The 22,350-nt window shown below is 71.7% G+C and carries 24 protein-coding genes, 1 tRNA gene and 1 pseudogene; 9 read left to right on the top strand and 17 right to left on the bottom strand.

Going from position 1 to position 22,350, the window contains the following annotated elements; all coding sequences use genetic code 11:
• Window positions 1-10: 10 nt before the first annotated feature.
• The 4 genes from rpsR to rpmG are packed head-to-tail and all read right to left on the bottom strand — an operon-like array spanning window position 11 to window position 1,833.
• On the bottom strand, window positions 11-247 hold the full coding sequence (gene rpsR, locus QQM72_RS35510) for a 30S ribosomal protein S18 (RefSeq protein ID WP_314224915.1): 237 nt from the start codon (window positions 245-247) through the stop codon (window positions 11-13).
• 3 nt (window positions 248-250) lie between these two features.
• Window positions 251-1,393 (bottom strand): CobW family GTP-binding protein, encoded by a 1,143-nt coding sequence (locus QQM72_RS35515; protein ID WP_314224991.1) that lies wholly within the window; start codon window positions 1,391-1,393, stop codon window positions 251-253.
• Between the two features lie 2 nt (window positions 1,394-1,395).
• Window positions 1,396-1,659 carry a type B 50S ribosomal protein L31 gene (locus tag QQM72_RS35520; protein WP_314224916.1) on the bottom strand — a complete coding sequence of 88 codons (264 nt, stop codon included), beginning with the start codon at window positions 1,657-1,659 and terminating at the stop codon, window positions 1,396-1,398.
• A 9-nt stretch (window positions 1,660-1,668) separates the two neighbouring features.
• A complete protein-coding gene (rpmG, locus tag QQM72_RS35525; RefSeq protein ID WP_019753828.1) occupies window positions 1,669-1,833 on the bottom strand; it encodes a 50S ribosomal protein L33 in 165 nt (54 codons plus the stop codon).
• Window positions 1,834-1,907: 74 nt separating this feature from the next.
• Here rpmG and rpmB point away from each other — a divergent pair, with 74 nt between their 5' ends.
• The 4 genes from rpmB to QQM72_RS35545 all read left to right on the top strand — a co-directional run bounded on the left by rpmB (window position 1,908) and on the right by QQM72_RS35545 (window position 3,810).
• A complete protein-coding gene (gene rpmB / locus QQM72_RS35530; RefSeq protein WP_314224917.1) occupies window positions 1,908-2,144 on the top strand; it encodes a 50S ribosomal protein L28 in 237 nt (78 codons plus the stop codon).
• Window positions 2,144-2,449: a 30S ribosomal protein S14 gene (rpsN, locus tag QQM72_RS35535; protein ID WP_314224918.1), complete on the top strand. Its 306-nt coding sequence runs from the start codon at window positions 2,144-2,146 to the stop codon at window positions 2,447-2,449. Before rpmB ends, rpsN begins: the two co-directional genes overlap by 1 nt.
• 142 nt (window positions 2,450-2,591) lie before the next feature.
• Complete coding sequence (locus QQM72_RS35540; RefSeq protein ID WP_314224919.1) at window positions 2,592-3,119, top strand: hypothetical protein; 528 nt, start codon at window positions 2,592-2,594, stop codon at window positions 3,117-3,119.
• Window positions 3,120-3,264: 145 nt separating this feature from the next.
• Window positions 3,265-3,810, top strand: coding sequence for a DUF4232 domain-containing protein (locus tag QQM72_RS35545; protein ID WP_314224920.1), 546 nt, complete (start codon window positions 3,265-3,267; stop codon window positions 3,808-3,810).
• A gap of 78 nt (window positions 3,811-3,888) precedes the next feature.
• Here QQM72_RS35545 and QQM72_RS35550 read toward each other — a convergent pair whose 3' ends face one another.
• Window positions 3,889-5,094 (bottom strand): DUF2786 domain-containing protein, encoded by a 1,206-nt coding sequence (locus tag QQM72_RS35550; protein ID WP_314224921.1) that lies wholly within the window; start codon window positions 5,092-5,094, stop codon window positions 3,889-3,891.
• Between the two features lie 91 nt (window positions 5,095-5,185).
• Here QQM72_RS35550 and QQM72_RS35555 point away from each other — a divergent pair, with 91 nt between their 5' ends.
• Together QQM72_RS35555 and QQM72_RS35560 are read left to right on the top strand one after the other, a co-directional pair.
• Entirely contained in the window at window positions 5,186-5,992 is an 807-nt protein-coding gene (locus QQM72_RS35555; protein ID WP_314224922.1) for a Clp protease N-terminal domain-containing protein, read from the top strand.
• Between the two features lie 77 nt (window positions 5,993-6,069).
• Window positions 6,070-7,836, top strand: coding sequence for a bifunctional 3'-5' exonuclease/DNA polymerase (locus tag QQM72_RS35560; protein ID WP_314224923.1), 1,767 nt, complete (start codon window positions 6,070-6,072; stop codon window positions 7,834-7,836).
• A gap of 160 nt (window positions 7,837-7,996) precedes the next feature.
• Here the strand turns inward: QQM72_RS35560 and QQM72_RS35565 are convergent, their stop codons facing one another.
• The 3 genes from QQM72_RS35565 to QQM72_RS35575 form a co-directional block, all read right to left on the bottom strand.
• Window positions 7,997-8,407, bottom strand: coding sequence for a hypothetical protein (locus QQM72_RS35565; protein WP_314224996.1), 411 nt, complete (start codon window positions 8,405-8,407; stop codon window positions 7,997-7,999).
• A complete protein-coding gene (locus tag QQM72_RS35570; RefSeq protein WP_314224924.1) occupies window positions 8,368-9,288 on the bottom strand; it encodes a glycosyltransferase family 2 protein in 921 nt (306 codons plus the stop codon). Before QQM72_RS35570 ends, QQM72_RS35565 begins: the two co-directional genes overlap by 40 nt.
• Window positions 9,289-9,560: 272 nt before the next feature.
• Window positions 9,561-9,983, bottom strand: coding sequence for a DUF3052 domain-containing protein (locus QQM72_RS35575; protein WP_314224925.1), 423 nt, complete (start codon window positions 9,981-9,983; stop codon window positions 9,561-9,563).
• Between the two features lie 65 nt (window positions 9,984-10,048).
• On the opposite strand from QQM72_RS35575, the gene QQM72_RS35580 reads away from it, so the two are divergent.
• Entirely contained in the window at window positions 10,049-11,026 is a 978-nt protein-coding gene (locus QQM72_RS35580; RefSeq protein ID WP_314224926.1) for a D-2-hydroxyacid dehydrogenase family protein, read from the top strand.
• A 33-nt stretch (window positions 11,027-11,059) separates the two neighbouring features.
• Here the strand turns inward: QQM72_RS35580 and QQM72_RS35585 are convergent, their stop codons facing one another.
• Complete coding sequence (locus tag QQM72_RS35585; RefSeq protein WP_314224927.1) at window positions 11,060-11,467, bottom strand: ATP-binding protein; 408 nt, start codon at window positions 11,465-11,467, stop codon at window positions 11,060-11,062.
• A gap of 203 nt (window positions 11,468-11,670) precedes the next feature.
• On the opposite strand from QQM72_RS35585, the gene QQM72_RS35590 reads away from it, so the two are divergent.
• Together QQM72_RS35590 and QQM72_RS35595 are read left to right on the top strand one after the other, a co-directional pair.
• Window positions 11,671-12,522 (top strand): helix-turn-helix domain-containing protein, encoded by an 852-nt coding sequence (locus QQM72_RS35590; protein ID WP_314224928.1) that lies wholly within the window; start codon window positions 11,671-11,673, stop codon window positions 12,520-12,522.
• Window positions 12,522-12,692: pseudogene (locus QQM72_RS35595) on the top strand (DUF397 domain-containing protein); the annotation flags it as partial. The gene QQM72_RS35590 and the pseudogene QQM72_RS35595, both read left to right, overlap by 1 nt.
• A 33-nt stretch (window positions 12,693-12,725) precedes the next feature.
• On the opposite strand, the gene QQM72_RS35600 reads toward QQM72_RS35595, so the two are convergent.
• The 8 genes from QQM72_RS35600 to QQM72_RS35635 form a co-directional block, all read right to left on the bottom strand.
• A complete protein-coding gene (locus tag QQM72_RS35600) occupies window positions 12,726-14,006 on the bottom strand; it encodes an FG-GAP-like repeat-containing protein (protein WP_314224929.1) in 1,281 nt (426 codons plus the stop codon).
• A gap of 155 nt (window positions 14,007-14,161) precedes the next feature.
• The gene (locus tag QQM72_RS35605; RefSeq protein ID WP_314224930.1) at window positions 14,162-15,391 is read right to left on the bottom strand and encodes an FG-GAP-like repeat-containing protein; all 1,230 of its coding nucleotides are present in this window, start codon (window positions 15,389-15,391) and stop codon (window positions 14,162-14,164) included.
• A 296-nt stretch (window positions 15,392-15,687) separates the two neighbouring features.
• Complete coding sequence (locus QQM72_RS35610; protein WP_314224931.1) at window positions 15,688-16,188, bottom strand: Ig-like domain-containing protein; 501 nt, start codon at window positions 16,186-16,188, stop codon at window positions 15,688-15,690.
• Window positions 16,189-16,398: 210 nt separating this feature from the next.
• A complete protein-coding gene (locus tag QQM72_RS35615; RefSeq protein ID WP_314224932.1) occupies window positions 16,399-17,403 on the bottom strand; it encodes an IPT/TIG domain-containing protein in 1,005 nt (334 codons plus the stop codon).
• Between the two features lie 158 nt (window positions 17,404-17,561).
• The gene (locus tag QQM72_RS35620; protein ID WP_314224933.1) at window positions 17,562-18,305 is read right to left on the bottom strand and encodes an IPT/TIG domain-containing protein; all 744 of its coding nucleotides are present in this window, start codon (window positions 18,303-18,305) and stop codon (window positions 17,562-17,564) included.
• A 733-nt stretch (window positions 18,306-19,038) separates the two neighbouring features.
• A tRNA-Thr gene (locus QQM72_RS35625) sits at window positions 19,039-19,112 on the bottom strand.
• Between the two features lie 120 nt (window positions 19,113-19,232).
• On the bottom strand, window positions 19,233-20,810 hold the full coding sequence (locus QQM72_RS35630; protein WP_314224934.1) for an alpha/beta hydrolase: 1,578 nt from the start codon (window positions 20,808-20,810) through the stop codon (window positions 19,233-19,235).
• Between the two features lie 243 nt (window positions 20,811-21,053).
• Window positions 21,054-22,259 carry a DNA polymerase III subunit delta' gene (locus tag QQM72_RS35635; RefSeq protein ID WP_314224935.1) on the bottom strand — a complete coding sequence of 402 codons (1,206 nt, stop codon included), beginning with the start codon at window positions 22,257-22,259 and terminating at the stop codon, window positions 21,054-21,056.
• Window positions 22,260-22,350: the final 91 nt, after the last annotated feature.

Genomic DNA, 22,350 nt, shown 5'->3' on the forward strand with positions numbered 1-22,350 from the left:
GGGGGTTGGGTCAGCGGGGGGTGGTGTACGGGAGCAGGGCCATTTCTCGGGCGTTCTTGATCGCCCGGGACAGTTGGCGTTGCTGTCGGGCGGAGATACGGGTGACCCGGCGGCTGCGGATCTTGCCTCGGTCGGAGAGGAACTTCCGCAGGAGGTCGGTGTCCTTGTAGTCGATGTACGTGATCTCGGCCTGGTCGAGCGGGTTGGGGCGGGGCCTGGCGGGCCGGTGCTCGGTCTTGCGGGGCATGGGTCAGACCTCCAGGAGGGTGTCGAAGGCGGGCGGCAGCCGCTTCCAGGCGGCCCGGCCGGCGGCGTACTCGGCGTCGGTGAGCAGGCAGGACTCCAGGAGGCGCGCCACGCCGTCCCGGTCCAGGCCGGGGGACGTGAAGACCAGGTGCTGGCAGCAGTCGCCGTGCTCGGGGTGCCAGTCCAGCGCGGCGGCGGCGCGCCGCACCGGCGGGACCATGTCCCAGGCCGCGTCGGGCAGGGATGCCAGCCACGGACCGGCCGACTCCACGCACAGCGCTCCCCCGGCCGCGTCCCAGTGGAGCAGGACGTCGGGTCTGTCGGCGAGCCAGAACCGGCCCCGGCTGCGGGCGGCCGCGCAGGTCAGGTCCTCCAGTGCCGCGTACAGCCGCTCCGGGTGGAACGGGCGGCGCCGGTGCCAGACGAGGGTGCTCACCCCGTGCGCGTCGGCCTCGGCGGGCAGCAGCGCGCAGGCCGGGTGCTGGGCGGCGGCGGCCGACTCGACGTCGAAGCCGGCCAGCACCGCCCGGGCGAGAGGCGACCGCACGTCCGCGCGGCCGGCCGGCCCGATCCGGACCTGGCGGGCCGTCGGGTGCAATTGCGCCAGCAGCTCGCGGTCCTCGTCGTCGGCCTCCTCGGAGTCGACGACGGCCAGCACGGGCGCGTACTCCAGCTGGCGCGCGAAGGTGTCGGCGACCGTGCGCCGGTCGGTGGCGGCCGCGGCGAGACCGCACTCGGCGAGGTCGTCGCCGTTGCCGAGGCAGGGCAGGAGCAGCGCCGGATCGACGGCGGTGACGACGCCGGTGACCGTGAGCCCGCCGGCCACGACCACCTCGGCCATGGCCTTGGGCTCGACGGAGTCCCACAGTTCGACGACCCCGAGACGTGTGCTGCCGTCGTCGGCGAGGCGGCGCAGCTCGGGGACCAGATCCTCACGCAGGGCGCAGCAGGCACAGTCGTTGACCAGGGGCGCCTCGCCGGCGGAGAGGACGCCGGTGGCGTCGCTGACGGTCCGTACGACCGTGCCCGCCACGGCCGTCGAGAGGTCGTGGTGGAGCACGACGCTGCCCGGGACGTCGGCGAGCAGACGCGCGACCGTCGTCCGACGGGCGTCGGCGTGCAGCCCGCCGACGATCACGACCGACATGTTCACGCGCCGCCCCGCTTCCCGTAGCGGCGCTCGAAGCGCTCGACCCGGCCGGCCGTGTCCAGGACGCGGGCGGTACCGGTGTAGAAGGGGTGGCTGACGTAGGAGATCTCGACGTCGACGACGGGGTAGGTGTTGCCGTCCTCCCACTCGACGGTCTTCCCGGCCGTCGTGGCGGTCAGCGTCGAGCGGGTGAGGAAGACGTGGTTCGCGGCGCGGTCACGGAAGACGACAGGTCCGTAGGCCGGGTGGATTCCCTTGCGCATGGCGGTGGTTCAGCGCTCCTCTCGGAAGTCGACGTGACGGCCGACGACGGGGTCGTACTTGCGCAGGGTCATGCGGTCCGGGTCGTTGCGGCGGTTCTTGCGGGTCACGTAGGTGAAGCCCGTTCCCGCCGTGGACCGGAGCTTGATGACCGGGCGGAGTTCGTTGCGTGCCATGCTGCTACCTTACTGAAAATGAATTCCATTAGCATCACTGCCCCTGGCATCGACCGAGGAGAGGTACGTCACCCGTGTCCGCCCACTGCATGCTGACCGGCGCCCAGCCGGGCTTCGGCAACCGCGTCTCCCACTCCCACCGGCGCACTTCGCGCCGCTTCGACCCCAACATCCAGTCCAGGCGCTACTGGCTGCCGGGCGAGAGCCGCCACGTACGGCTGCGGCTGAGCACGAAGGGCATCAAGACCGTCGACACGATCGGCGTCGAGGCGGCCGTGGCACGCATCCGCGCGCGGGGGGTGCGGATCTGATGGCGAAGAAGAGCAAGATCGCGAAGAACGACCAGCGGCAGGAGACCGTCGCGCGGTACGCGGCGCGGCGGGCCGAGCTGAAGGAGATCATCCGGCGGCCGGAGTCGACGGGCCCGGAACGCGAGGCGGCGCAGCGGGAGTTGCGGGCACAGCCGCGGGACGCGAGCGCGACGCGCGTACGCAACCGGGACCAGGTGGACGGGCGCCCGCGCGGGTACTTCCGGACCTTCGGGCTGTCCCGGGTGAGCCTGCGGGAGCAGGCCCATGCCGGACATCTGCCCGGGGTCCGGAAGTCGTCCTGGTAGGTCACAGGCCACCCCCAGTGTTCTGCGGGGACTTGCTGGTAGCTTTCTGCGGTCCCTTACCGGGCCGTACGGCCTCACGGTCCTTACGGCCCGCGGTCCGTGCGGTCGACCCGGTCGGCCGGCTACAGCTTGGGAGCTTGCAGTGACTTCGGCGATCATCTCGCGGGGCGCGTCCCGTCGGCCGGTGCGGGCCGCGGCCGTTGCCGCGGCCGCCACGCTGGCGGGCGTACTCGTGCTGACCGGGTGCAGCGACGACGGGGGGTCCGACGACGGCTCCTCGGCGACGCCCACGACGGCGACCGGCGCCGCGAGCGGTGCGACGGACTCCGCGTCCGCCTCGGCCTCCGTCTCCGCCTCCGGCGAACTGGAGGGCAGTTGGCTCGCCACGACGGACGGCAAGGCCGTCGCCCTGATCATCACCGGGAAGCAGGCCGCACTCTTCGTGACCGGCGGGACCGTGTGCAGCGGAACCGCCGGCGAGGAGGCGGGCATGCAGATGATCCACCTCAAGTGCACCAGCGGGACGGACGACCGGACGACCGGCATGGTCGACTCCGCCGACGCGAAGTCCCTGAAGGTCACCTGGTCGGGGTCGGTCGGCAAGGAGGCCTTCGCCAAGGCGGAGGGCGGCCAGTGGCCGTCGGGGCTGCCGTCGGCCGGTCTCGGGTAGTCCAAGACCGCTCGCCTCGCGCGGCCTGGGACGGCTCGGACGCTCCGGGTAGCGAAGCGGTCACGAGAGCGGGGGCGCGCGACACGTGCACGCGCGCGTGCGTGATGATCCTTCGAGCACCGTCACGAAACCCTAGGGATCACTCATGCGCGCCGTTCCCCTCACCGTCACCGCTCTCGCCGCGGCCCTGCTCCTCACCGCCTGCGGCGGCGGGGACGACAACGGCTCCGGCACCGACGAGAGCAAGGCCTCCGGATCGACCGACTCCACCGGCGCCGCCGGCGGCGCCTGCGACCTCGGCCAGGAGGTCGGCCCCGTCAACGCCGCTCCCGCCGCCGGTGACAGCGGCAACGTCACCGTCACGCTGACCAACAAGGGCGCGGAGTGCACCCTGAACGGCTTCCCCACCGTGGAACTCACCACCGACGGCGACTCCACGGCCGTCCCGAAGGACGAGGCCGCCGAGGCGCAGGCGCTGACCATCCCGGCGCAGGGCACCGCCACCTTCACGATCACCTACGTACGCGGCGAGGACGGCGGCGACAAGAGCCTCGCCGTCAAGACGGTGAAGTACGGCCTGCCGGGCGGCTCGACCGACCAGAGCTTCCCCTGGTCGTACGGCGATGTCGCCCTCAAGAGCGGCAAGGTGCCGGACGCCACGGTGAGCGCCTTCCAGCAGGCGGGCGACTGATCCACCGGGCACCGACCACCGGACACCGGACATCGGGCATCGGGCATCGGGCATCGGGCACCGAACCCCGCCGGGGTGTCACGGCAGCCGGGGCCGGGATCGCATCCTGGCCCGGTCCGCCGCGTCGGCCCCCTCGGTCCAGCCCGCCTCGTCGGTGACTCCGCGCAGGCGGGTGGAGACCGTCTTCGGGAACATCCGGTCCGTCGCCGCGGTGACCGCGACCTCGCGGGAGGCGAGCACCGGCAGCAGTTCCTCGGTCACCTGGGTCTCGGCGGCGGCGGTGACCTCGCCCAGACGGGTGCCGATGCGGTGGGCGTAGGCGGCGAGGAAGGACTGCCGGAAGGTCTTGGTCCGCCTGCGGCCGCCGGCCCGCTGGGCCGCCTCCGCCTTCGCCATCGCGGACTGCGCCTGCACCAGCAGCGAGGTGTAGAGCAGTTCCACCGCCTCCAGATCGGCCTCGAAACCGACGACCGTGGAAAAGGCGAAGGGTTCGTTCCACACCGCCCGGCAGTGGTTGGCGTCGGCGACCGCGTTCAGCAGCACCGCCTTCGCCTGCTCGTACGGCGGCTCGACGCCGATCCGGCAGGCGCCCGGCGCGTCCGGGGCCGGCGCCTGGGCGTCGAGCAGCGCCTCGTCGACGCTGTGCCGGGCCATCAGCTCCTGCGCCTTCGCCGTGAGCGCCTCCGCCTCCTGCGGAAACCCGGTCGCCTCGGCCTTGGCGAGCAGCGCGCGGATGCGCGTGAGCATGCGGGAGTGCGAGCCCGCGCGGGACTGCCGGTGCGGTTCGGATTCCTGGAGGGGTTCGAGAGCGGGCAGCCGCAGCAGCAGGCGGTAGAGCTCCAGGACCGTGGTGGCGTGCGAGAAACGGTCGGTGGCGGGCGGAGGCGGAGTGTCGCCGGACAGCTCCGCCAGCTGGGCCGCCCAGCGCCGTCCGCGCGCCCGGTCGTCACGCGCCTGCGCGCGGATCAGCTCCGTGACCAGGCCGACGTGGACGTCGTCCAGCTCGCGCCGCACGAACCGTACGAGGTCGGCGGGCTGCCAGCCTCGCCGCCAGGCCGCCGCCACGAACTCCTCGCCCCGCCTGGCAAGTTCGGCGTCCGCCGCGCGGTCGGCGGCGAGGAGCGAGGCGCCGGTGTCGAGGGTGGCGTCGGCGTTGTCGTAGAGCGCGGCCCGGAAGGCGCGTTCGACGGTGCCGGACGGGCCGCCGGGCGAGTCGCCGGCCGGGTCGCCGGACCGACCGCCGGACCGACCGTCGTTCGGGTTGTTGTGGTGGGTGCTGCTCACCGGTCGATCGTGTCACGGAGCACGGCGCCGAAGCCCACGGGAGTGACAACCTCGGGTTGACACCTCTCCACTGTCAACCTACGGTTGACACATGACGTCTCCGCGACCCGCCACCACCTCGTCCGTCCGTCTCGACGACCTCATCGACGCCATCAAGAAGGTCCACAACGAGCCGCTCGAGCAGCTCCAGGACGCCGTCATCGCCGCCGACCACCTGGGCGACGTGGCGGACCATCTCATCGGCCACTTCGTCGACCAGGCCCGCCGCTCGGGTGCCTCCTGGACCGACATCGGCCGGAGCATGGGCGTCACCCGGCAGGCCGCCCAGAAGCGGTTCGTGCCGAAGGAGTCGGCCGACCTCGACGCGAGCCAGGGCTTCACCCGCTACACCCCCCGCGCGCGGAACGCCGTCATGGCCGCGCACAACGCTTCCAAGACCGCCGGCAACGCCGAAGGGCTGCCCGCGCACCTCGTCCTCGGCCTGCTCGCCGAGCCGGAGGCCATCGCGGCGAAGGCGATCGTCGAGCAGGGCGTCTCCCTGGACACGGTCCGCGAGGCCGCGACCGCCGCGCTCCCGCCCGCAGTGGAGGAGGCCCCCGAGCTGGTCCCCTACGGCCCGGACGCAAAGAAGGTCCTGGAGCTCACCTTCCGCGAGGCGCTCCGCCTCGGCCACAACTACATCGGCACCGAGCACATCCTGCTGGCGCTGCTGGAGTTCGAGAACGGCGAGGGCGTCCTCAGCGGCCTCGGCGTCGACAAGACCGGCACCGAACGGTACGTGGCGAAGGTCCTGGCCACGTTCTCGGTGCGGCAGGAGCAGGAGCGGGAGCAGGAGCGGGAGCAGGAGCGGGAGCAGGAGCGGGAGCAAGGGCAGGAGCGGGAGCAAGGGCAGGAGTAGCCGTCAGGGGTGGAGCGGCCGTCAGGGGTGGAGCGGCGGTCAGGGGCGTTGTCAGACCCTCCTGCCACACTCGCAGCATGGCCGACCGGTGGGCACTCGCTCCGGCCGAGGACGGTGGCGTGGAACTCGCCCCCCTCGGCCCCGGCGGGCTGCCCACCGGCCCGGTGCTGCGGGAGGCGGACCTGGCGCGGGCCGTGCGCGAGCGGCCCGACGTCACCCGGTGGGTCTGGCGCTCCACGGCCGAGGTGTATCCGCGTCTGCTCGCCACGGGGGTGCGAGTAGAGCGGTGCTACGACGTCGAGGACGCCGAGACCCTCCTCCTGGGGCACGAGGGGCGCTCCGGAGAGCCCCGCTCGGCGGCCGCCGCGCTGGCCCGGCTGCGCGGCGGCCCCGTGCCACCGGACCCGCCGCAGCGCTCCGCCGCGCCCGGCGCGCAGTCCTCGCTGTTCGAGGCGCAGGACACCAGCGTCCGGCTGCCGCTCGAAGACCTCCTGACCGTCTACGCCGAGCAGCAGCGGCGGCACGAGCTGGCCGAACACCCGGCGCGGATGCGGCTGCTGACGGCGGCCGAGTCGGCGGGGATGCTGGTGGCCGCCGAGATGAACCGGGCCGGGCTGCCGTGGAGCGCGGAGGTGCACCGCGCGGTCCTGCACGACCTGCTCGGCGAGCGGTACGCGGGCGGGGGCGAGCCCCGGCGGCTGGCCGAACTGGCCGACGAGGTGTCGGCCGCCTTCGGCCGCCGGGTCCGCCCCGACCTGCCCGCCGACGTGGTCAAGGCCTTCGCGCAGGCCGGCATCCGGATCAGGTCGACCCGGCGCTGGGAGATCGAGTCCCTCGACCACCCGGCCGTGAAGCCGCTGATCGAGTACAAGAAGCTGTACCGCATCTGGGTGGCTCACGGGTGGTCCTGGCTCCAGGACTGGGTGCGGGACGGGCGGTTCCGGCCCGAGTTCCTCGCGCACGGCACGGTCACCGGGCGCTGGGTGACCAACGGCGGTGGCGCCCTCCAGATCCCCAAGGTCATCCGGCGGGCGGTGGTCGCCGACCCGGGCTGGCGGCTCGTCGTCGCCGACGCCGACCAGATGGAGCCGCGCGTGCTGGCGGCGATCTCCCGCGATCCCGGGCTGATGGAGGTCGCCGGCCGGGAGAGCGACCTCTACCAGGCCGTCTCCGACCGCGCCTTCTCCGGCGACCGCGCCCAGGCGAAGCTCGCCGTCCTCGGTGCGGTCTACGGCCAGACCTCCGGGGACGGTCTGAAGAACCTCGCCGCGCTCCGGCGCCGCTTCCCGCGCGCGGTGGCGTACGTCGACGAGGCTGCGCGGGCCGGCGAGGAGGGACGGCTCGTGCGGACCTGGCTCGGCCGGACCTGCCCTCCGGCGAGCGGGGCCGGGGACGAGGGTACGGAGGAGGCCGGCATCCCCGTCGACTCCGCCGCCCTCGGCGGTCCTGGCGGTTCTGACGGCTCTGGCAGTTCTGGCAGTTCTGGCAGTTCTGGCGGAGACGACAACACCGCTGCCGACCGGCAGTGGGTGCCGGGGTACGCCTCGACCAACGCACGCGCGCGTGGCCGGTTCGCCCGCAACTTCGTCGTCCAGGGCAGCGCCGCCGACTGGGCGCTGCTGCTGCTCGCCGCGCTCCGGCAGGCCTGTGCGGGGATGGCGGCCGAGCTGGTCTTCTTCCAGCACGACGAGGTGATCGTGCACTGTCCGCAGGAGGAGGCCGAAACGGTCGTCGCCGCGATCCGCGAGGCGTCCGACCTGGCCGGACGGCTGACGTTCGGGGAGACGCCGGTGAGGTTTCCGTTCACCACGGCGGTGGTGGAGTGCTACGCCGACGCGAAGTGACCGGGCTCGGCCGGGTGAGGTCGCATCGGCGTCGCGTCGGCGGCAGATCGGCGGCGCACAGGTGCCGCGTCAGCGGCGCGTCGGACTCCGGCGGTTCGCACTCCGCCGCATCGGACTCCGGCGGTTCGCACTCCGCCGCATCGGACTCCGGCGGTTCGGATCAGGGCAGCTCGGGTTCTGGAAACTCGCCCTTCGTCAGCTCGGACTTCCTCCCTTCGGCCTTCGTCCCATCGACGTCAGCAACGTCAGCAACGTCAGCAACGTCAGCCTTCGCCCCGTCGGCTTTCGCGAGTTCGCGGGCGAAGTCCCGTACCAGGTCGTGTGGGGTGTAGTGGCCGTATGCGTGCTCTTCCAGAAGTGCTACGTCGACGAGCCGGTTCAGGGCTGACTCGGCGCGGGATTCGCCGGTGCCGGTGAGCCGGGCCAGGAGGGGGGCGTCGGTGGAGGTGACCGACCGGGCCCTGCGCCCCGTTCCGTTGCGTGCAGTTCCGGCCGTACCGGTCGTGCCGTACCGGTGGTCCCGACGGTCCCTCAGATGACCGGCGGCCTGCCCAGCCGGGTCAGTCGCCACACCGTCCGCCACTTCATGGGCCGCCGATGACCGGCCGGCTTGCGCACGCCCTCCGCGAACCCGCCGAACCAGGCCTTGAGACCGCCGAGCGAGCGGGTCCGCAGGAGGGTGACGGCGAGCCAGACGCCCAGGTGGACGGGGACGAGGGGCAGCGGAAGGTTGCGGCGGACCAGCCAGACCCGGTTCCGGGCGGTGACCCGGTGGTATATCGCGTGCCGGGCGGGCGAGGTCTTGGGGTGCTGGAGGAGCAGCTCGGGCGCGTAGAGGATCTTCCAGCCGGCGTCGGTGGCGCGCCAGGCCAGGTCGGTCTCCTCGTGCGCGAAGAAGAACTCGGCGGGCCAGTCGCCGGTCTCCGCGAGCATGGCCATGCTCAGGGCGTGGCCGCCGCCGAGGAAGCCGGTGACGTACCCGCCCTGCATCGGGTCCGAGGCGCCGACGCGCGGCACGTGCCGGCGCTGCGTCTCGCCGTGCTCGTCGGCGATACGGAAGCCGACGATGCCGAGGCGCGGGTCGGCGGCGTACAGGTCGCGGACGCGGCTCAGCACGTCGGTGTCGACGAGCAGCCCGTCGTCGTCGAGGTCGACCACGACGTCCACGTCGCCGTACTCCCTCAGCCGGGCGAGGGCGACGTTGCGGCCACCGGGGCAGCCGAGGTTCTCGTCGACGTCGATCGTCGTGACCTCGCCGGGCAGGAAGAGGCGTTCGGCGAAGTCGGGAAGTTCGCAGCCATTGCCGACGATCACGATGCGGGCGGGCGCCAGGTCCTGCTTGGCCACCGACTCCAGCAGCGCGTCGACCTCGGCGGGCCGGTTGCCCATGGTCACCACGGCCACGGCGATCCTCGGCTCAGCCGCGTCCCCGAAGTCCCCCACGTCCACCACGTCCCTCACTCCGTCCGGCCCTCGACGCGACCGCGTCCCGTCCACGCGCGGGCCCGTCGTTCACCTAGATGTTGCCTCAGGTGCGGACGTTGCTCCGACGCCGCCTCATTTTGCTTCCCTTTTATGCCGGTTCTGCCTAAGCCGGTTCCGCCGATCCGACCCCTTGGGGCGATGCGCTCGACGGGTCGCCCCGGTTCTCGATGGACCACGCGGTTCTTGAGACTCGCCTCTGGATACGTCGCCTCCGGTCACGTCGGTTCAGCCGCGTCGGTTCAGCCGCGTCGGTTCTCCCTGCGTCGGACGAACTTCAGCCCCGACCAGTCCTCCCCCAGCGCGGCGACCTTCACGTCCACGACGCCGAGGGGCAGGAAGAGCTCGCGCAGGGCGTTCTCGGTGATGTCGCTGACGTGTCCGGCCGCCCTGCGGGGCCAGGCGACCCAGAGCATGGCGTCGTCTGCGAGGTCGCGGACGAGCGCCGGGGTCTCGGCGGCGAGGTCGGCGCGTCCGCGGTAGAAGGCGACGGTGATGTCGGCGCCGCGGGGGCCGCCCGGGGCAACGTGGACGCCGTCGGGGAGGCCGGGGAGGTCCCACCCGGCCGGAGCGTGTCGCAGTCGCACCCGGTGGCCGGGCTTGACGCCGAGCTTCTTGGCGAGGGGGGTGCCGGAGTAGCCGCCGGTCGCGGCCGAGTCGCTCACGGTCTCACCGTAGCCTCGGACCGGACCCGCCCCCGGTCGGAATCACCTCACCTGGAGGATCAGCCGTGCCCTTCCGCTGTGCCGTACTCGACGACTTCCAGAACGCCGCGACGACGCTCGCAGACTGGTCGGCGCCTGCGTCTGCGTCTGCGTCAGGCGAGGAGCTGGAGGCGGTCTCCTTCACCGAGCACTTCGTCGACGAGGACGAACTCGCCACGGCGCTCGCCGACTTCGACTGCGTGGTCACCCTGCGGGAGCGGGTCCCCTTCCCGGCGTCGCTGCTGGACCGTCTCCCCCGGCTGCGCCTGCTGATCGCCTCCGGCATGCGCAACTCGGTGATCGACTACGCGGCGGCGAAGGCGAACGGCGTGACGGTGTGCGGTACGGAGAGCTCCTCCACTCCGCCGGTCGAGCTGACCTGGGCGTTGCTGCTGGGCCTCGCGCGCGGACTGGTGCGGGAGAGCACCGCTCTGCGGGAGGGCGGGCCGTGGCAGTCCACGGTCGGCGCGGACCTGCACGGGCGGCGGCTCGGGCTGCTGGGCCTGGGGAAGATCGGCGCGCCGGTCGCCCGGGTGGGCCTCGCCTTCGGCATGGAGGTGAGCGCGTGGAGCCAGAACCTGACGGCGGGACGGGCGGCGGAGGTGGGGGTGCGGCCGGCCGCCTCGAAGGAGGAGCTTCTCTCCGAGAGCGACTTCGTGTCGATCCACCTGGCCCTGAGCGACCGCACCCGAGGGCTGCTCGGCCCGGCCGAACTGGCTCTCCTCAAGCCGACGGCGTACCTGGTGAACACCTCGCGGGCGGCGATCGTCGACCAGGACGCCTTGCTGACGGCGCTGCGCGAGGGCCGTATCGCGGGCGCCGGCGTGGACGTCTTCGACGTCGAACCCCTCCCCGCCGACCACCCGATGCGAACGGCTCCCCGCCTGCTGGCCACTCCGCACCTGGGATACGTGTCCCGGGCGAACTACGAGCGGTACTACGGGCAGGCGGTGGAGGGGATCCGGGCGTATCTGGCGGGGGCGCCGGTGCGAGTGCTGGGCTGAGCCGACCGGGTGACCGATGACTTCGGAAACGAGCTACGCCGCGTTCAGTTCGCACCACACGAGCTTGCCCCGACGTCCCATCCGGGACAGCGGCTGCCAGTGCCAGAGGTCCGAGCAGGCCCGGACGAGGGCCATCCCGCGCCCGCTCTCGGCCTCGGCCTCGGCGAGCCCCTCCAGCCGTCCCGGCGGCTCGGGCGGCTCGGGGTCCGCGTCCCAGACGCCGATCTGGAGGACGCCGTCCCGGAAGCGGAGACGCAGGCAGGCGGGGCCCTTGGTGTGCAGTACGGCGTTGGAGACCAGCTCCGAGGCGAGCAGCTCCGCGGTGTCGACCAGGTGGATCAGGCCGTGCAGCGTGAGGATCAGACGCAGAGTGCGGCGGCAGACCGTGACGGCGCGGGGGTCGCTGGGGATGTAGAGGGAGTACTCCCAGGGATCGGACATGCGTCAACTCCCAGTGGCGTGAGGGGATTTACGCGCGGTGGCATTGCCGCAGCCGTCATGGCAGGACGAAGCGGTGCGCTTCCGCAGCGTGTGCGGTGCGTCACTGACGGTACGGGTAAAATTTGGGACGCTGCAAGTCGTTGCCGTAATCTGCCGCTCGAACGAGTCGCTGCCCGCAGGGCAGTTGGGGCTAGGAGGAAGCCATGCCGCGCAGACGGCAGCCCACCGCACGCCAGGAGCGCCTAGGCGCCGAGCTGCGCAAACTGCGTGAAGCCGCCGGCCTCAAGGCGCGTGAAGCCGCCGCGCTCATCGGGTCCGACTCCGCCCAGATGAGCCAGATGGAATCCGGAGTCGCCGGGGTCAGCGAGGACCGGCTACGGAGCCTGGCATCCCACTACGCCTGCATGGACGAGGCGTTCATCGAAGCTCTGGTCGTGATGGCTTCCGAGAGAACACACGGCTGGTGGGAGAGGTACCGCGGGTTGCTGCCCATGCCCTTCCTGGACCTCGCCGAACTGGAGCACCACGCCACTTGCAGGTACGACGTGGAGTTTCTGTACATCCCCGGCCTGTTCCAGACGGAGGACTACGCCCGCGCGATCTACTCCTACAGGGTTCCGGAACTGCCGCACGGCGACCTGGAGTTGCGCGTTCGCCACCGGATGGACCGGAAAGTCGTCATCGAGGGCCCCACCCCGATCCCCTATGCGGCGGTGATCCACGAGTCGGCGCTCCGCATCAGAGTCGGCGACCGGTTGGCTGCACGTGCTCAACTCACCCACGTCCTGGAAGTCTCCGAAGCCGACCAGGTCAACGTGCGCGTCATCCCTTTCGACCTGGACGGCTTCGCCGGTGCAGCAAGCGCGATGGCGTACGCGGGCGGGGCTGTGCCCAAGCTGGACACAGCGTTGCGCGACACGCCACACGGCACGGCTTACATCGACTCAGAGGCTCAACTGGGTGCGCTTCGAACGCTCTTCCGTAAGGTGGAAGCAGTGTCACTGGACCCCGAACGTTCGCGTGACTTCATCCACAGGTTGACGAAGGAACTGTGATGCGCACTGCGACGACCCCCGACGGCTGGCAGAAGTCGTCCTTCTCAGGCTTCGGCGACGGCAACAACTGCCTCGAACTCGCGACCGCCGCCGACGCCCTCCGCCTCCGCGAGAGCGACAGCCCCACGGCGGTCCTCACCACCACCCCCGCCGCCCTCGCCCACCTCCTGTCCGGCATACGCCGGCTCGGTGCCCCCGTTGCGTCAGAACACGCGGACGTTGGTGGCGTTGTCCCAGAGCATGTCGGCGTTCGGGCCGCCGATGGAACCCCTGCCGTTCCCGTGGTAGACGAACACCTGGAAGTCGATGGGCCGCAGGAGGTCGGAGAGCCCGTCGCCGTTCACGTCGCCCGTCGCGATCACCGGCTCGTCGCTGGGCCAGGCGTAGGGCAGCTTCTTGCGCGGCGCGAAGCCGCCCGTGCCGTTACCCGCGTACAGCCACAGCGCACGTGATCCGTCGCGGGCCACCAGGTCGCTCTTGCCGTCGCCGGTCAGGTCGCCCGGCGAGGCCATCTGGTTCAAGGCGTTCCAGCCACTGCCGGCGAGCTTGCGGGCGCTGAAGACGCCGTTGCCCTTGCCCGGGTACAGCCACAGCTTTCCGGCGGTGTCGCGGGCCAGCAGATCCCTGCGGCCGTCACCGGTCAGGTCTCCGGCCGCGCTGATCTCGCGCATGGTGTTCCAGCCGCCGCCGACCTTCTTCCGCGTCCCGAAGGTGCCATCACCCCGGCCCGGGTAGAACCACAGCACCCCGGACTTGTCACGGGCGTACAGGTCCTCCTTGCCGTCCCCGTTGTGGTCACCGTGCCGGACCAGTTGCGTCATGGCGTTCCAGCCGCTCCCGACGAGCTTCCCCTTGGTGCTCCCGTCGGCATTGCCGATGCCCGAGAGGAACCACAGCCGGCCGTCGGCCGCGCGCTCCAGGAGATCGGGACGTCCGTCGTTGTTCAGGTCCCCGAAGCGGGCCGCGTCGGGCAGTCCCTCCGGCCGCTTCTCCTCCGGCTGGCGGTACCAGTCCATCCAGGGGACACCCTGGACGACCTCGTACTCGGTGGTGGCGACCCGGATCGAGCTGATCTTGTTGTCGAACGCGCCGCCGAACGCACCGCCGGTGAGCTCGATGGCCCCGTTGTGCGGGCTGATGAGCAGCGTGTCACCGCCGGTGTACTTTGCGCCGGTGTACGCGACCGCCCACTTCCCGCTGTTGTTGACCAACGACGAGGTCTTGTTGTCGAAACCGCCCAGGGCGGCCAGGCTCGACGAGACGATCTTCATCTCGCCCTTGTAGTTGCCGTACTGGAAGAGGCACAGCTTGCCCGAGGGGCAGCGGGCCGAGTTGTCCGTGGCCGCCGCCTGCGGGGCGGTGCCGACCAGCGTGGCCATGGACGCGGCGAGGGCCACCGCGGCGCCGAGGGTTCGCCGGGCGGCGGTACGTCCGAGCGAAGGGAGTGCGCCCGGGGTACGTCGGCCCAGGGAGGTGCGAAGCATGAATCGGTCTCCGTTCGGTCCGGCAGATCAGGCCCGGAAGTACCGGACCGGAAGCAGCAGGGAATCAGTCGGTGAGGCGCGATACGGCCTCGGAGTCGGGAACCAGTCAGTGAGGCGCGATACGGCCTCTGACCGGCAGCGGTCCCGCCGGCCGGTCAGAAGACCAGGACGCTCGACTGGAGGCTGCCGAAGGACTTCGAGGGCTTGAGGCCGCCGTTCGCCGCGCCGGTTCCCGGGTAGAGGCGCAGCGAGGCCTCGCGCGGGGCGTGTGCGATCAGGTCCGGCCGTCCGTCACCGGTCATGTCGCCCAGGCCGACGAGCTCGGTGAACCCGTTCCAGCCGGCTCCGATGAGTTTGCGGGTGCCGAAGCCGCCCTTGCCGTTGCCGGGGTAGAACCACAGCTTCCCGGCGGTGTCCCGGGCCACGAGGTCGGCTCGCTTGTCGCTGTTCATGTCGCCCGCGCCGACGAGCTCGTTCATGACCTTCCAGCCGCCGCCGACCTTCTTGCGCGTCCCGAAGGAACCCTTGCCGTCGCCCGGATACGTCCACAGGGTGCCCGTACGGTCGGCGGCGAGCAGATCGGCCCTGCCGTCGCCCGTCAGATCACCTGCGGCCGCGAGGTCGCGCATGGTGTTCCAGCCGCCGCCGACCTTCTTCCGCGTCCCGAAGGTGCCATCACCCCGGCCCGGGTAGAACCACAGCACCCCGGTCTTGTCCCGGGCGTACAGGTCCTCCTTGGCGTCCCCGTTGTGGTCACCGTGCCGGACCAGTTGCGTCATGGCGTTCCAGCCGCTCCCGACGAGCCGGGCACCGCCCCCGCTGCCGTACGCGTGGGACGTCCACAACTGCCCGTACTTGTTACGGGAGAAGACGTCGGCGTACCCGTCGCCGTTCACATCGCCGAAGGCCCCGTGCGCGGGAAGTACGGCGGGCCTGGGCTTCGGCTCGTTGTCCCACTGGAAGGTCGTGTACCGGCTCTCGCCCGCGCAGAACTGGTCCGCTTCGGGCCCCAGGTCGAGCGAGCTGACCGTGTTGTCGAGCTCGGGCGTCGCGCTCTCGTCGAAAGAGCCCTGCCCCGGGTAGTAGTGGGAGGCGCCGTCCCGCGGGTCGAGCCCCGCGGCGATGGTGAAGCACACCGGCCAATCCGTGTGGTTCGCGTAGGAGCTGATGCGGTTGTCCCACGCGCCGAGGTTCAGCATGCTGCCCTTGACGACCAGCATCTGCCCCTTGCCCAGCGGATCGCTGAAGACACAGAGGCTGCCCCATGAGCAGCGGTCGTACCCGCTCGCGGCCTGGGCGGGAACGGTGACGCCGGCCGCGATGATTCCGGCTGCGACACCGGCCGTCAGGGCGCCACGAAGGGCACGCGAAGAAGTCGGACGCACTCAGTTTCCCCCGGGGTGCGCTATGTCCGGGGCGCGCGTGCGCGCATGCCTCGAACACGTGAATGTTGTGTGCATGATAGACACACCGCGACCCTGGAACACACACAACCGTCACCAGGCGATCGCGACCGGCGCGGCCCTGCTGCGGCCCTACTGCGGCCCTGACACGGGAAACCCGGCGCCCTTGCACTGTCCAGCCGACCCCGGACATCCGCCCCATCGGATGCCTGACGGACGGACGCGGGCGCCACGGCCCCATGGCGCCCCGCGCGCGTCCAGCGGCCGGCGGTCCGGTCTCACTTGTCGAGGCGCGTCACATTGTGGCTGTTGACGTTGATCTCGTTGTGGACGCCTCCGGGGCGGAAGTCGATCAGCCCGCACAGCAGGCAGCCCGGGTTGTCGGCCGGAGGCGCCGGGGCTTGGGACACGGTGACGGTGGTGGTGTCGTTCGACGCGCTGCAGCTGTCGTCGCCGTTGTAGGCGGCGGTGATCTCGTGTGCTCCGGTGGTCGTGAAACCGGTGGTCAGTGAGGAGTGTCCGTCGGCGGAGACGGGTGCGGTGGCGAGCAGGTCCGAGCCGTCGAAGAACGACACGCCGAGGCCGCCGCTCGGGTCCGAGCTGCAGGTCACGGTCGCGTCGAGGGTGACCAGTTGCCCGGTCGTCGCCGCGGAGGGCGTGGCCTGGACCGTGGTCGACGACGGATCGGCGGCGGCAGCCGACGGAGCGAGGGACAGCACCGTGGCCACCGCCGCTACGGCGACCATGAGTCCGGCATTGCGCGCACGACACGCTTTCACTGAGGGCCTCCTCGGTCGGATCGTCAGGCGGGGATTCGCCGTAACCGTTCGGAACGTGACCTTAGGCGTCTTTTGATGGCATGTGCGGGAGGCACGGGTCCCGGCGGACCCACCCGAGTCATCGGCTCGCTCGAATGGGCTGGAGCAGGCCGGTGACGCGGAGCCGGTGACGCGGGACAGGCGCCGGTGACGCCGATGCCGTGGCACCGGCTAGATCGCGGGAGGCGCGACGCGCTGGTAGGAGAGCGAGTTGCTGGTGCCGCCCGACGTCGTGACGCTCACCGGCACCGAACCCGCCGGCCCCGCCGGGGCGATCGCGATCGCGGTCGTGTCCGACACCACGGTGAAGGCCGCCGGTGCGGTGCCGAAGTGGACCGCGAATGTCGTGGCCAGCCCGGTGCCCGTCAGGGTCACGGCAGCGCCCGCGCCCGTAGGCCCCTGCGCGGGCGAGAGCGCGGTGAGCGCCGGCGCCGCCAGATAGGTGTAGATGACGGAGTTGCTGGTGCCACCGGGACCGGTGACGGTGCATGCGACGGACCCGGTGCCGGACGGGGTGACGGCGGTGATCTGGGTGGCGGAGTTGACGGTGTAGGAGGTCGCGGGCGTGCCGCCGAAGGTGACGGCCGTGGTCCCGGTGAGGCCGGAGCCGGTGAGGACCACGCTGGTCCCGCCGGTCGCCGGTCCCTCGGCGGGCGAGACGGACAGCAGCGAGGGCGCGTTGAGGTAGTAGAAGAACACCGGCCCCGAGGTGCCCCCGACGGTGGTCGCGGTGACCGCCACCGCGCCGGTCCCGGACGGGGTGACGGCGGTGATCTGGGTGGCGGAGTTGACGGTGTAGGAGGTCGCGGGCGTGCCGCCGAAGGTGACGGCGGTGGTCCCCGTGAGGCCGGAGCCGGTGAGGACCACGCTCGTCCCGCCCGACGTCGGACCCTGGTTCGGCGCGATCGCGCTGAGGGTCGGCGTGGGCGCGTAGGCGTAGGCGACCGTGTTGCTGAGCCCGCCGGGTGTGCGCACGGTGACGTTGACCGTGCCGGTTCCGGGCGGGACGGTCGCCGTGATCGTCGACGGGCTGTTGACCGTGTACGACAGGGCGGCCGCGGATCCGAACGTGACGGCGATGGCGCCGGTGAACTGGCTTCCGTTCAGGGTCACGGGATTGGTGCCCGTCGACGGACCGGTGTTGGGTACGACCGAGGTGAGGACGGGAGGGGCCACGGTGACTCCAAGGGGTGTGGTCGGCCTGGCTGGGCCGCGAGCTGGGGGCACGGACGCGGTACGGGCGGGCGTACGCGAGCCCGCACCGCTTCCGCTGGGCACGGGCCGGTGGACCGGAGCGGACCGGAGCCGTGCGCGGCCGTCTGTCCGAGACGCCGTCAGATGCCGGGACCGGACAGGTAGGTGAAGCCATCGGTGACGGTGGCGCTACCGCCCCCGGTGGTCACGACGACATCGACGGAACCTGCGGTGCCGGGCGGTGTGACGGCCACCAGCGTGGTGCTGTTCAGCACTGCGAAGGAGGCGGTGGCGCCGCCGAAGGTGACGGCCGTGGTGGACGCCAGCCCCGTGCCGTTGACGGTCACCGAGGTGCCGCCGGAGGTCGGCCCCGAGGCGGGTGTGAGCGAGACCAGTGTCGGCGCGTCGACGTAGGCGTAGGTGAGCGGAGCGGTCGTGCCCCCGGTGGTGGTGACGGTGACGCCGACAGAGCCGCTGAAGCTGCCGGCCGGAACGACCACCGACAGCTGGCTGTCCGAGACGACCGTCGGGGTCGCGCTGTTGGAGCCGAAGGACACGGTGGTGGCCGTGGAGAGGCCGTAGCCGTTGATGGTGATCGTGTTGCCGCCCGCGGTCGGACCGGAGCCCGGGCCGAGGGACACCGCGATCGGCGGGCCGATGTAGAAGAAGGAGAGCGAGTTGCTCGTCCCTCCCGCGGTCGTCACATTGACGTCAACGACGCCGCAGCCCGCGGGGTCGATGACGGTGATCGAGGTCGGGGTGTTCGAGGTGATCGTGGCTGTCCGGGACCCGAAGTGGACGGCGGTGGCACCGGACAGGTTCACGCCGGTGATGGTGACGCTTGTTCCGCCGCTGGTGGAGCCTTGGTTGGGACTGATAGGCATGAGGGTTTCCTCCTCGCTCGGAGGTCTTCTCCGAGCAGCGACTGGGTGTCCCGATCCACGGAGGTCCCGAACCGGCTCAGGCCAACACGTCCGGCCGCCGGCAGATGGGGAGGTGCGGAGGCCCGTCCGGACGGGATGAGATCAGTCCCGGGAGGGAGGCTTGTCCGCGGGGACTCGATGGATCATCGCCCATTGATGCAGACACCTGAATTGACCCATCAGAGTGAGTCCCCCACCAAGTGAATTGACACGGTATCAATCGTTTGGCGGAGCGCGCTGGGCGTGCGGCGGCGCGTTGCGGTGGTACCCGGTCACCTGCCGACCGTCACGACCACGGAGGGCGTGGACAACGGCCGCGCGTGGACGCCCTGGGCAGTGGCCGGCCCGGACCCCGCGGTGAGGCATGCACGCCACGCGCCCCTCGGACTCCCCGACCCCTGCCGAACAGACGTCCATGCGTCGCGCGATCTCGCAGTACTCCCTGGCCGTGATGGTCCAGAACCAGCCGGCCCTCACCCGCCCCGAGACGTGCGGACCGCGGCCGGCGAAAGCGGGCACGATCTTGAACGAGCCGGGAGTGGCCATGCCCACGATCATGGAGATCCGGCGGCACACCCAGACCGGCTGGAACGAAGCCCGGAGACAGCCGCGCGGCCCGCGCGCAGCATCGGCACCGCACCCAACAAAAGCAAAAGCCCCAGGTCACGGCGAGTGAGTCCTGAGGCTTCGGCAGAGCCGCCTTCGGGATTCGAACCCGAGACCTACGCATTACGAGTGCGTTGCTCTGGCCATCTGAGCTAAGGCGGCGCGCTGTCCACACCATGGTGCGATCAGCAACGTCGGTAAGTCTACACAGTTTCCAGGGGTGCTCCGAACAGCCCCCGGGAGCGGTCCTCCCGGGGTCCGCGCGGGCCGGCACCGGGCGGTCTACTTGCAGCGCTTACCGTCCGTCGGAGGCGTTCCGTGGAGCAGGTAGGTGTCGATCGCGGAGTCGATGCAGGCGCTGCCACGCCCGTAGGCGGTGTGGCCGTCGCCCTCGTAGGTGAGGAGGCGGGCCGAGGCGAGCTGGTGGGCGAGGGACCGGGCCCAGCGGTACGGGGTCGCCGGGTCCCGGGTGGTGCCGACGACGACGATCGGCGCGGCGCCCTTCGCCTCGATGAGGTGCGGCTCGCCCGTGGGCCGCACCGGCCAGTAGGCGCAGTTCAAGGAGGCCCAGGCGAGGCCCTCGCCGAAGACCGGGGATGCCTTCTCGAAGGCAGGGAGCGCCTTCTCGACCTGGCCGGGAGTGGAGAAGGCCGCGGGGAGGTCGAGACAGTTCACCGCGGCGTTGGCGGCCATCAGGTTGGCGTAGCGGCCGCCGGCGTCCCGCTCGTAGTAGCTGTCGGAGAGGGCGAGCAGGCCCGCGCCGTCCTTGTCCTTGATCGCCGAGGTCAGCGCCTCGCGCAGCTGCTCCCAGGTGCTCTCGTCGTACATCGCGGCGATCACGCCGGTGGTGGCGAGGGCCTCGCCGAGCTTGCGGCCGTCCTGGTCGCCGGTGCGGATCGGGTGGGCGTCGAGTTTGCGGAAGAAGGCCTTGAGGTTCTCGCCCACCTTGGCGGGAGCCGTGCCCTTGCCGCCGAGCGGGCAGTCGGACCGCGTGACGCAGTCCCTCGCGAACGACTGGAACGCCGTCTCGAACCCCGCCGTCTGGTCCAGGTTCAGCCGGCGGGCGGGCAGCGACGGGTCCATCGCACCGTCCAGGACCAGTCGGCCCACCCGGTTCGGGAAGAGCCCCGCGTACGTCGCGCCGAGGAACGTCCCGTACGAGGCCCCCACGTACGTCAGCTTCCCGTCGCCCAGGACCGCGCGCAGGATGTCCATGTCACGGGCTGCCTCCACGGTGGAGACGTGCCGCAGCAGCCGCGCCGAGTGCGCGCCGCAGCCCTCCGTGAACCCCTTGTACGCGTCGACGAGTTCGCCGGTCTCCCGCTGGTCGTCGGGGGTGGTGTCCGTCTGCGTGTACGTGTCCATCGCGCGCCCGTCGAGGCACTCCACGGGCTCGCTGCGGGCGACGCCCCGCGGGTCGACGGCGACCATGTCGTAGCGGGCGCGGACTCCGGCGGGGTAGCCGATGCCGGCGTACTGCTGGAGGTAGTCGACCGCCGAGCCGCCCGGTCCGCCCGGGTTCACCAGCAGCGAACCGAGCCGCTTGCCCGGTCCCGTCGCCTTCTTGCGGGCGACCGCGAGCCGGACGTCGCCCGCGCCCGGTTCGGCGTAGTCGAGCGGCGCCTTCAGGGTGGCGCACTCGAAGCCGGGCACACCGCAGCCGCGCCAGCTCAGCTTCTGCCCGTAGTACGGCGCGAGCGCCGACGGCGTGGCCCGCGGCAGCGCGGCGAGCGCCGCCACCGCCGTGGAGCCGGCGGAGCTCGTCGACTCCGCGGCGGAGCAGCCGGAGACGAGCAGCGCGGCAAGGGAGAGGAGGGTGACGCCGGTACGGGACCTGCGGAGAGAGCGCCTCATGTACATCCAGCGAGCGTAACTCTGCGCTATGTCGCGAACGCGGTACGTACGCGAACGGACACGGACGAGTGACGCCGTCAACCCAAGATCGACGTCGGCCCCGGTGCGGCGGCCGGCGTCGCTCCGGCGCTCAGTGGCAGCCCCGTTACCGGCCTCGGTCAGGCGGCCGGCGTCAGCCCGGTAACCGCGTCGGTCCGGTGGCCGGCGCCAGCCCGGTGGCCGGTGCCGGTCCGCTCGCCGTCGTCGGCGTCAGCCCGCTCTCAGGGCCATCGTCATCGCCTCCACCGCCAGCAGCGGAGCCACATTGCGGTCGAGGGCCTGTCTGCATCCGGCGATGGCCTCGATACGGCGGAGCGTGGATTCCGGGCTGCTGCCACGGGCGAGCCGCTCGAGGGCGTCCTCGGCGTCCATGTTGGCGATCGCGACGCGGGAGCCGAGCTGGAGGGCGAGGACGTCGCGGTAGAAGGCGGTCAGGTCGGTGAGCGCGAGGTCGAGGCTGTCGCGCTGCGTACGCGTCCTGCGGCGCTTCTGCTTGTCCTCCAGGTCCTTCATCACGCCCGCCGTGCCGCGTGGCATCCGGCCGCCCTGGGCCGCGCCCATCGCAGCCTTCAGCTCCTCGGTCTCCTTGCCGTCCATCTCCTCCGCGAGCTGCTTGGCGTCCTCGGTCGCCGCGTCGACCAGCTCCTGGGCGGCACGGAGACAGCCGCCGACGTCGTCGACGCGCAAGGGCAGCTTCAGCACGGCCGCGCGGCGCTCGCGGGCGGCGGGGTCGGTGGCCAGCCGACGGGCCCGGTCGACATGCCCCTGCGTGGCCCGGGCGGCGGCCTCGGCGACGGCCGGCTCGATGCCCTCGCGCCGGATGAGCATGTCGGCGACGGCGTCGACGGAGGGCGTGCGCAGGTTCAGGTGCCGGCAGCGGGAGCGGATCGTGGGCAGCACGTCCTCCAGGGAGGGCGCGCAGAGCAGCCAGACCGTCCGCGGGGCGGGCTCCTCGACGGCCTTGAGGACGGCATTGGCGGACTTCTCGTTCAGCCGCTCGGCGTCCTCGACGAGGATGATCTGCCAGCGGCCCGTGGCGGGCGAGGTGTACGACTTACGGACCGTGTCGCGCATGTCCTCGGCGAGGATCTGCGAACCGACCGCGGCGACGGTGTTGACGTCGGCGTGGGTGCCGATGAGCGCCGTATGACAGCCGTCGCAGAACCCGCAGCCCGGGACGCCGCCGAGCGCCCGGTCCGGGCTCACGCACTGGAGGGCGGCGGCGAAGGCCCGCGCCACCTGGCCGCGACCGGCCCCGGGCGGGCCGGTGATCAGCCAGGCGTGCGTCATCTTCGACGTCTCGGGCGGCGGGGTGGCGGCGCCGGCCGCGGTGACGAGCGCGTCGGCGTCACGAGCGGCAGCGGCGAGCTGCTCGCTCACCTTCTCCTGCCCGACGAGGTCGTCCCACACGGTCATGCGTCACGCCGCCCTTTCGTCACGTTTCGCGTTGCGGCTTCCATTGTGCGGGGAGCCACTGACAATCGAGCCACGGGTGAGGTCGGCGTCC

This window comes from Streptomyces zaehneri (assembly GCF_032248645.1).
Classification (GTDB): Bacteria; Actinomycetota; Actinomycetes; order Streptomycetales; family Streptomycetaceae; genus Streptomyces; species Streptomyces coriariae.

What these genes read in the sequence shown, in the direction of transcription:
- QQM72_RS35635 (WP_314224935.1), bottom strand. Translation starts at nt 22,259, where the DNA reads ATGACCGTGTGGGACGACCTCGTCGGGCAGGAGAAGGTGAGCGAGCAG.
- QQM72_RS35600 (WP_314224929.1), bottom strand. Translation starts at nt 14,006, where the DNA reads ATGCTTCGCACCTCCCTGGGCCGACGTACCCCGGGCGCACTCCCTTCG.
- QQM72_RS35520 (WP_314224916.1), bottom strand. Translation starts at nt 1,659, where the DNA reads ATGCGCAAGGGAATCCACCCGGCCTACGGACCTGTCGTCTTCCGTGAC.
- QQM72_RS35515 (WP_314224991.1), bottom strand. Translation starts at nt 1,393, where the DNA reads ATGTCGGTCGTGATCGTCGGCGGGCTGCACGCCGACGCCCGTCGGACG.
- QQM72_RS35560 (WP_314224923.1), top strand. Translation starts at nt 6,070, where the DNA reads ATGGCCGACCGGTGGGCACTCGCTCCGGCCGAGGACGGTGGCGTGGAA.
- rpmG (WP_019753828.1), bottom strand. Translation starts at nt 1,833, where the DNA reads ATGGCACGCAACGAACTCCGCCCGGTCATCAAGCTCCGGTCCACGGCG.
- QQM72_RS35590 (WP_314224928.1), top strand. Translation starts at nt 11,671, where the DNA reads ATGCCGCGCAGACGGCAGCCCACCGCACGCCAGGAGCGCCTAGGCGCC.
- QQM72_RS35630 (WP_314224934.1), bottom strand. Translation starts at nt 20,810, where the DNA reads ATGTACATGAGGCGCTCTCTCCGCAGGTCCCGTACCGGCGTCACCCTC.
- QQM72_RS35585 (WP_314224927.1), bottom strand. Translation starts at nt 11,467, where the DNA reads ATGTCCGATCCCTGGGAGTACTCCCTCTACATCCCCAGCGACCCCCGC.
- rpsR (WP_314224915.1), bottom strand. Translation starts at nt 247, where the DNA reads ATGCCCCGCAAGACCGAGCACCGGCCCGCCAGGCCCCGCCCCAACCCG.
- QQM72_RS35545 (WP_314224920.1), top strand. Translation starts at nt 3,265, where the DNA reads ATGCGCGCCGTTCCCCTCACCGTCACCGCTCTCGCCGCGGCCCTGCTC.
- rpsN (WP_314224918.1), top strand. Translation starts at nt 2,144, where the DNA reads ATGGCGAAGAAGAGCAAGATCGCGAAGAACGACCAGCGGCAGGAGACC.
- QQM72_RS35555 (WP_314224922.1), top strand. Translation starts at nt 5,186, where the DNA reads ATGACGTCTCCGCGACCCGCCACCACCTCGTCCGTCCGTCTCGACGAC.
- QQM72_RS35620 (WP_314224933.1), bottom strand. Translation starts at nt 18,305, where the DNA reads ATGCCTATCAGTCCCAACCAAGGCTCCACCAGCGGCGGAACAAGCGTC.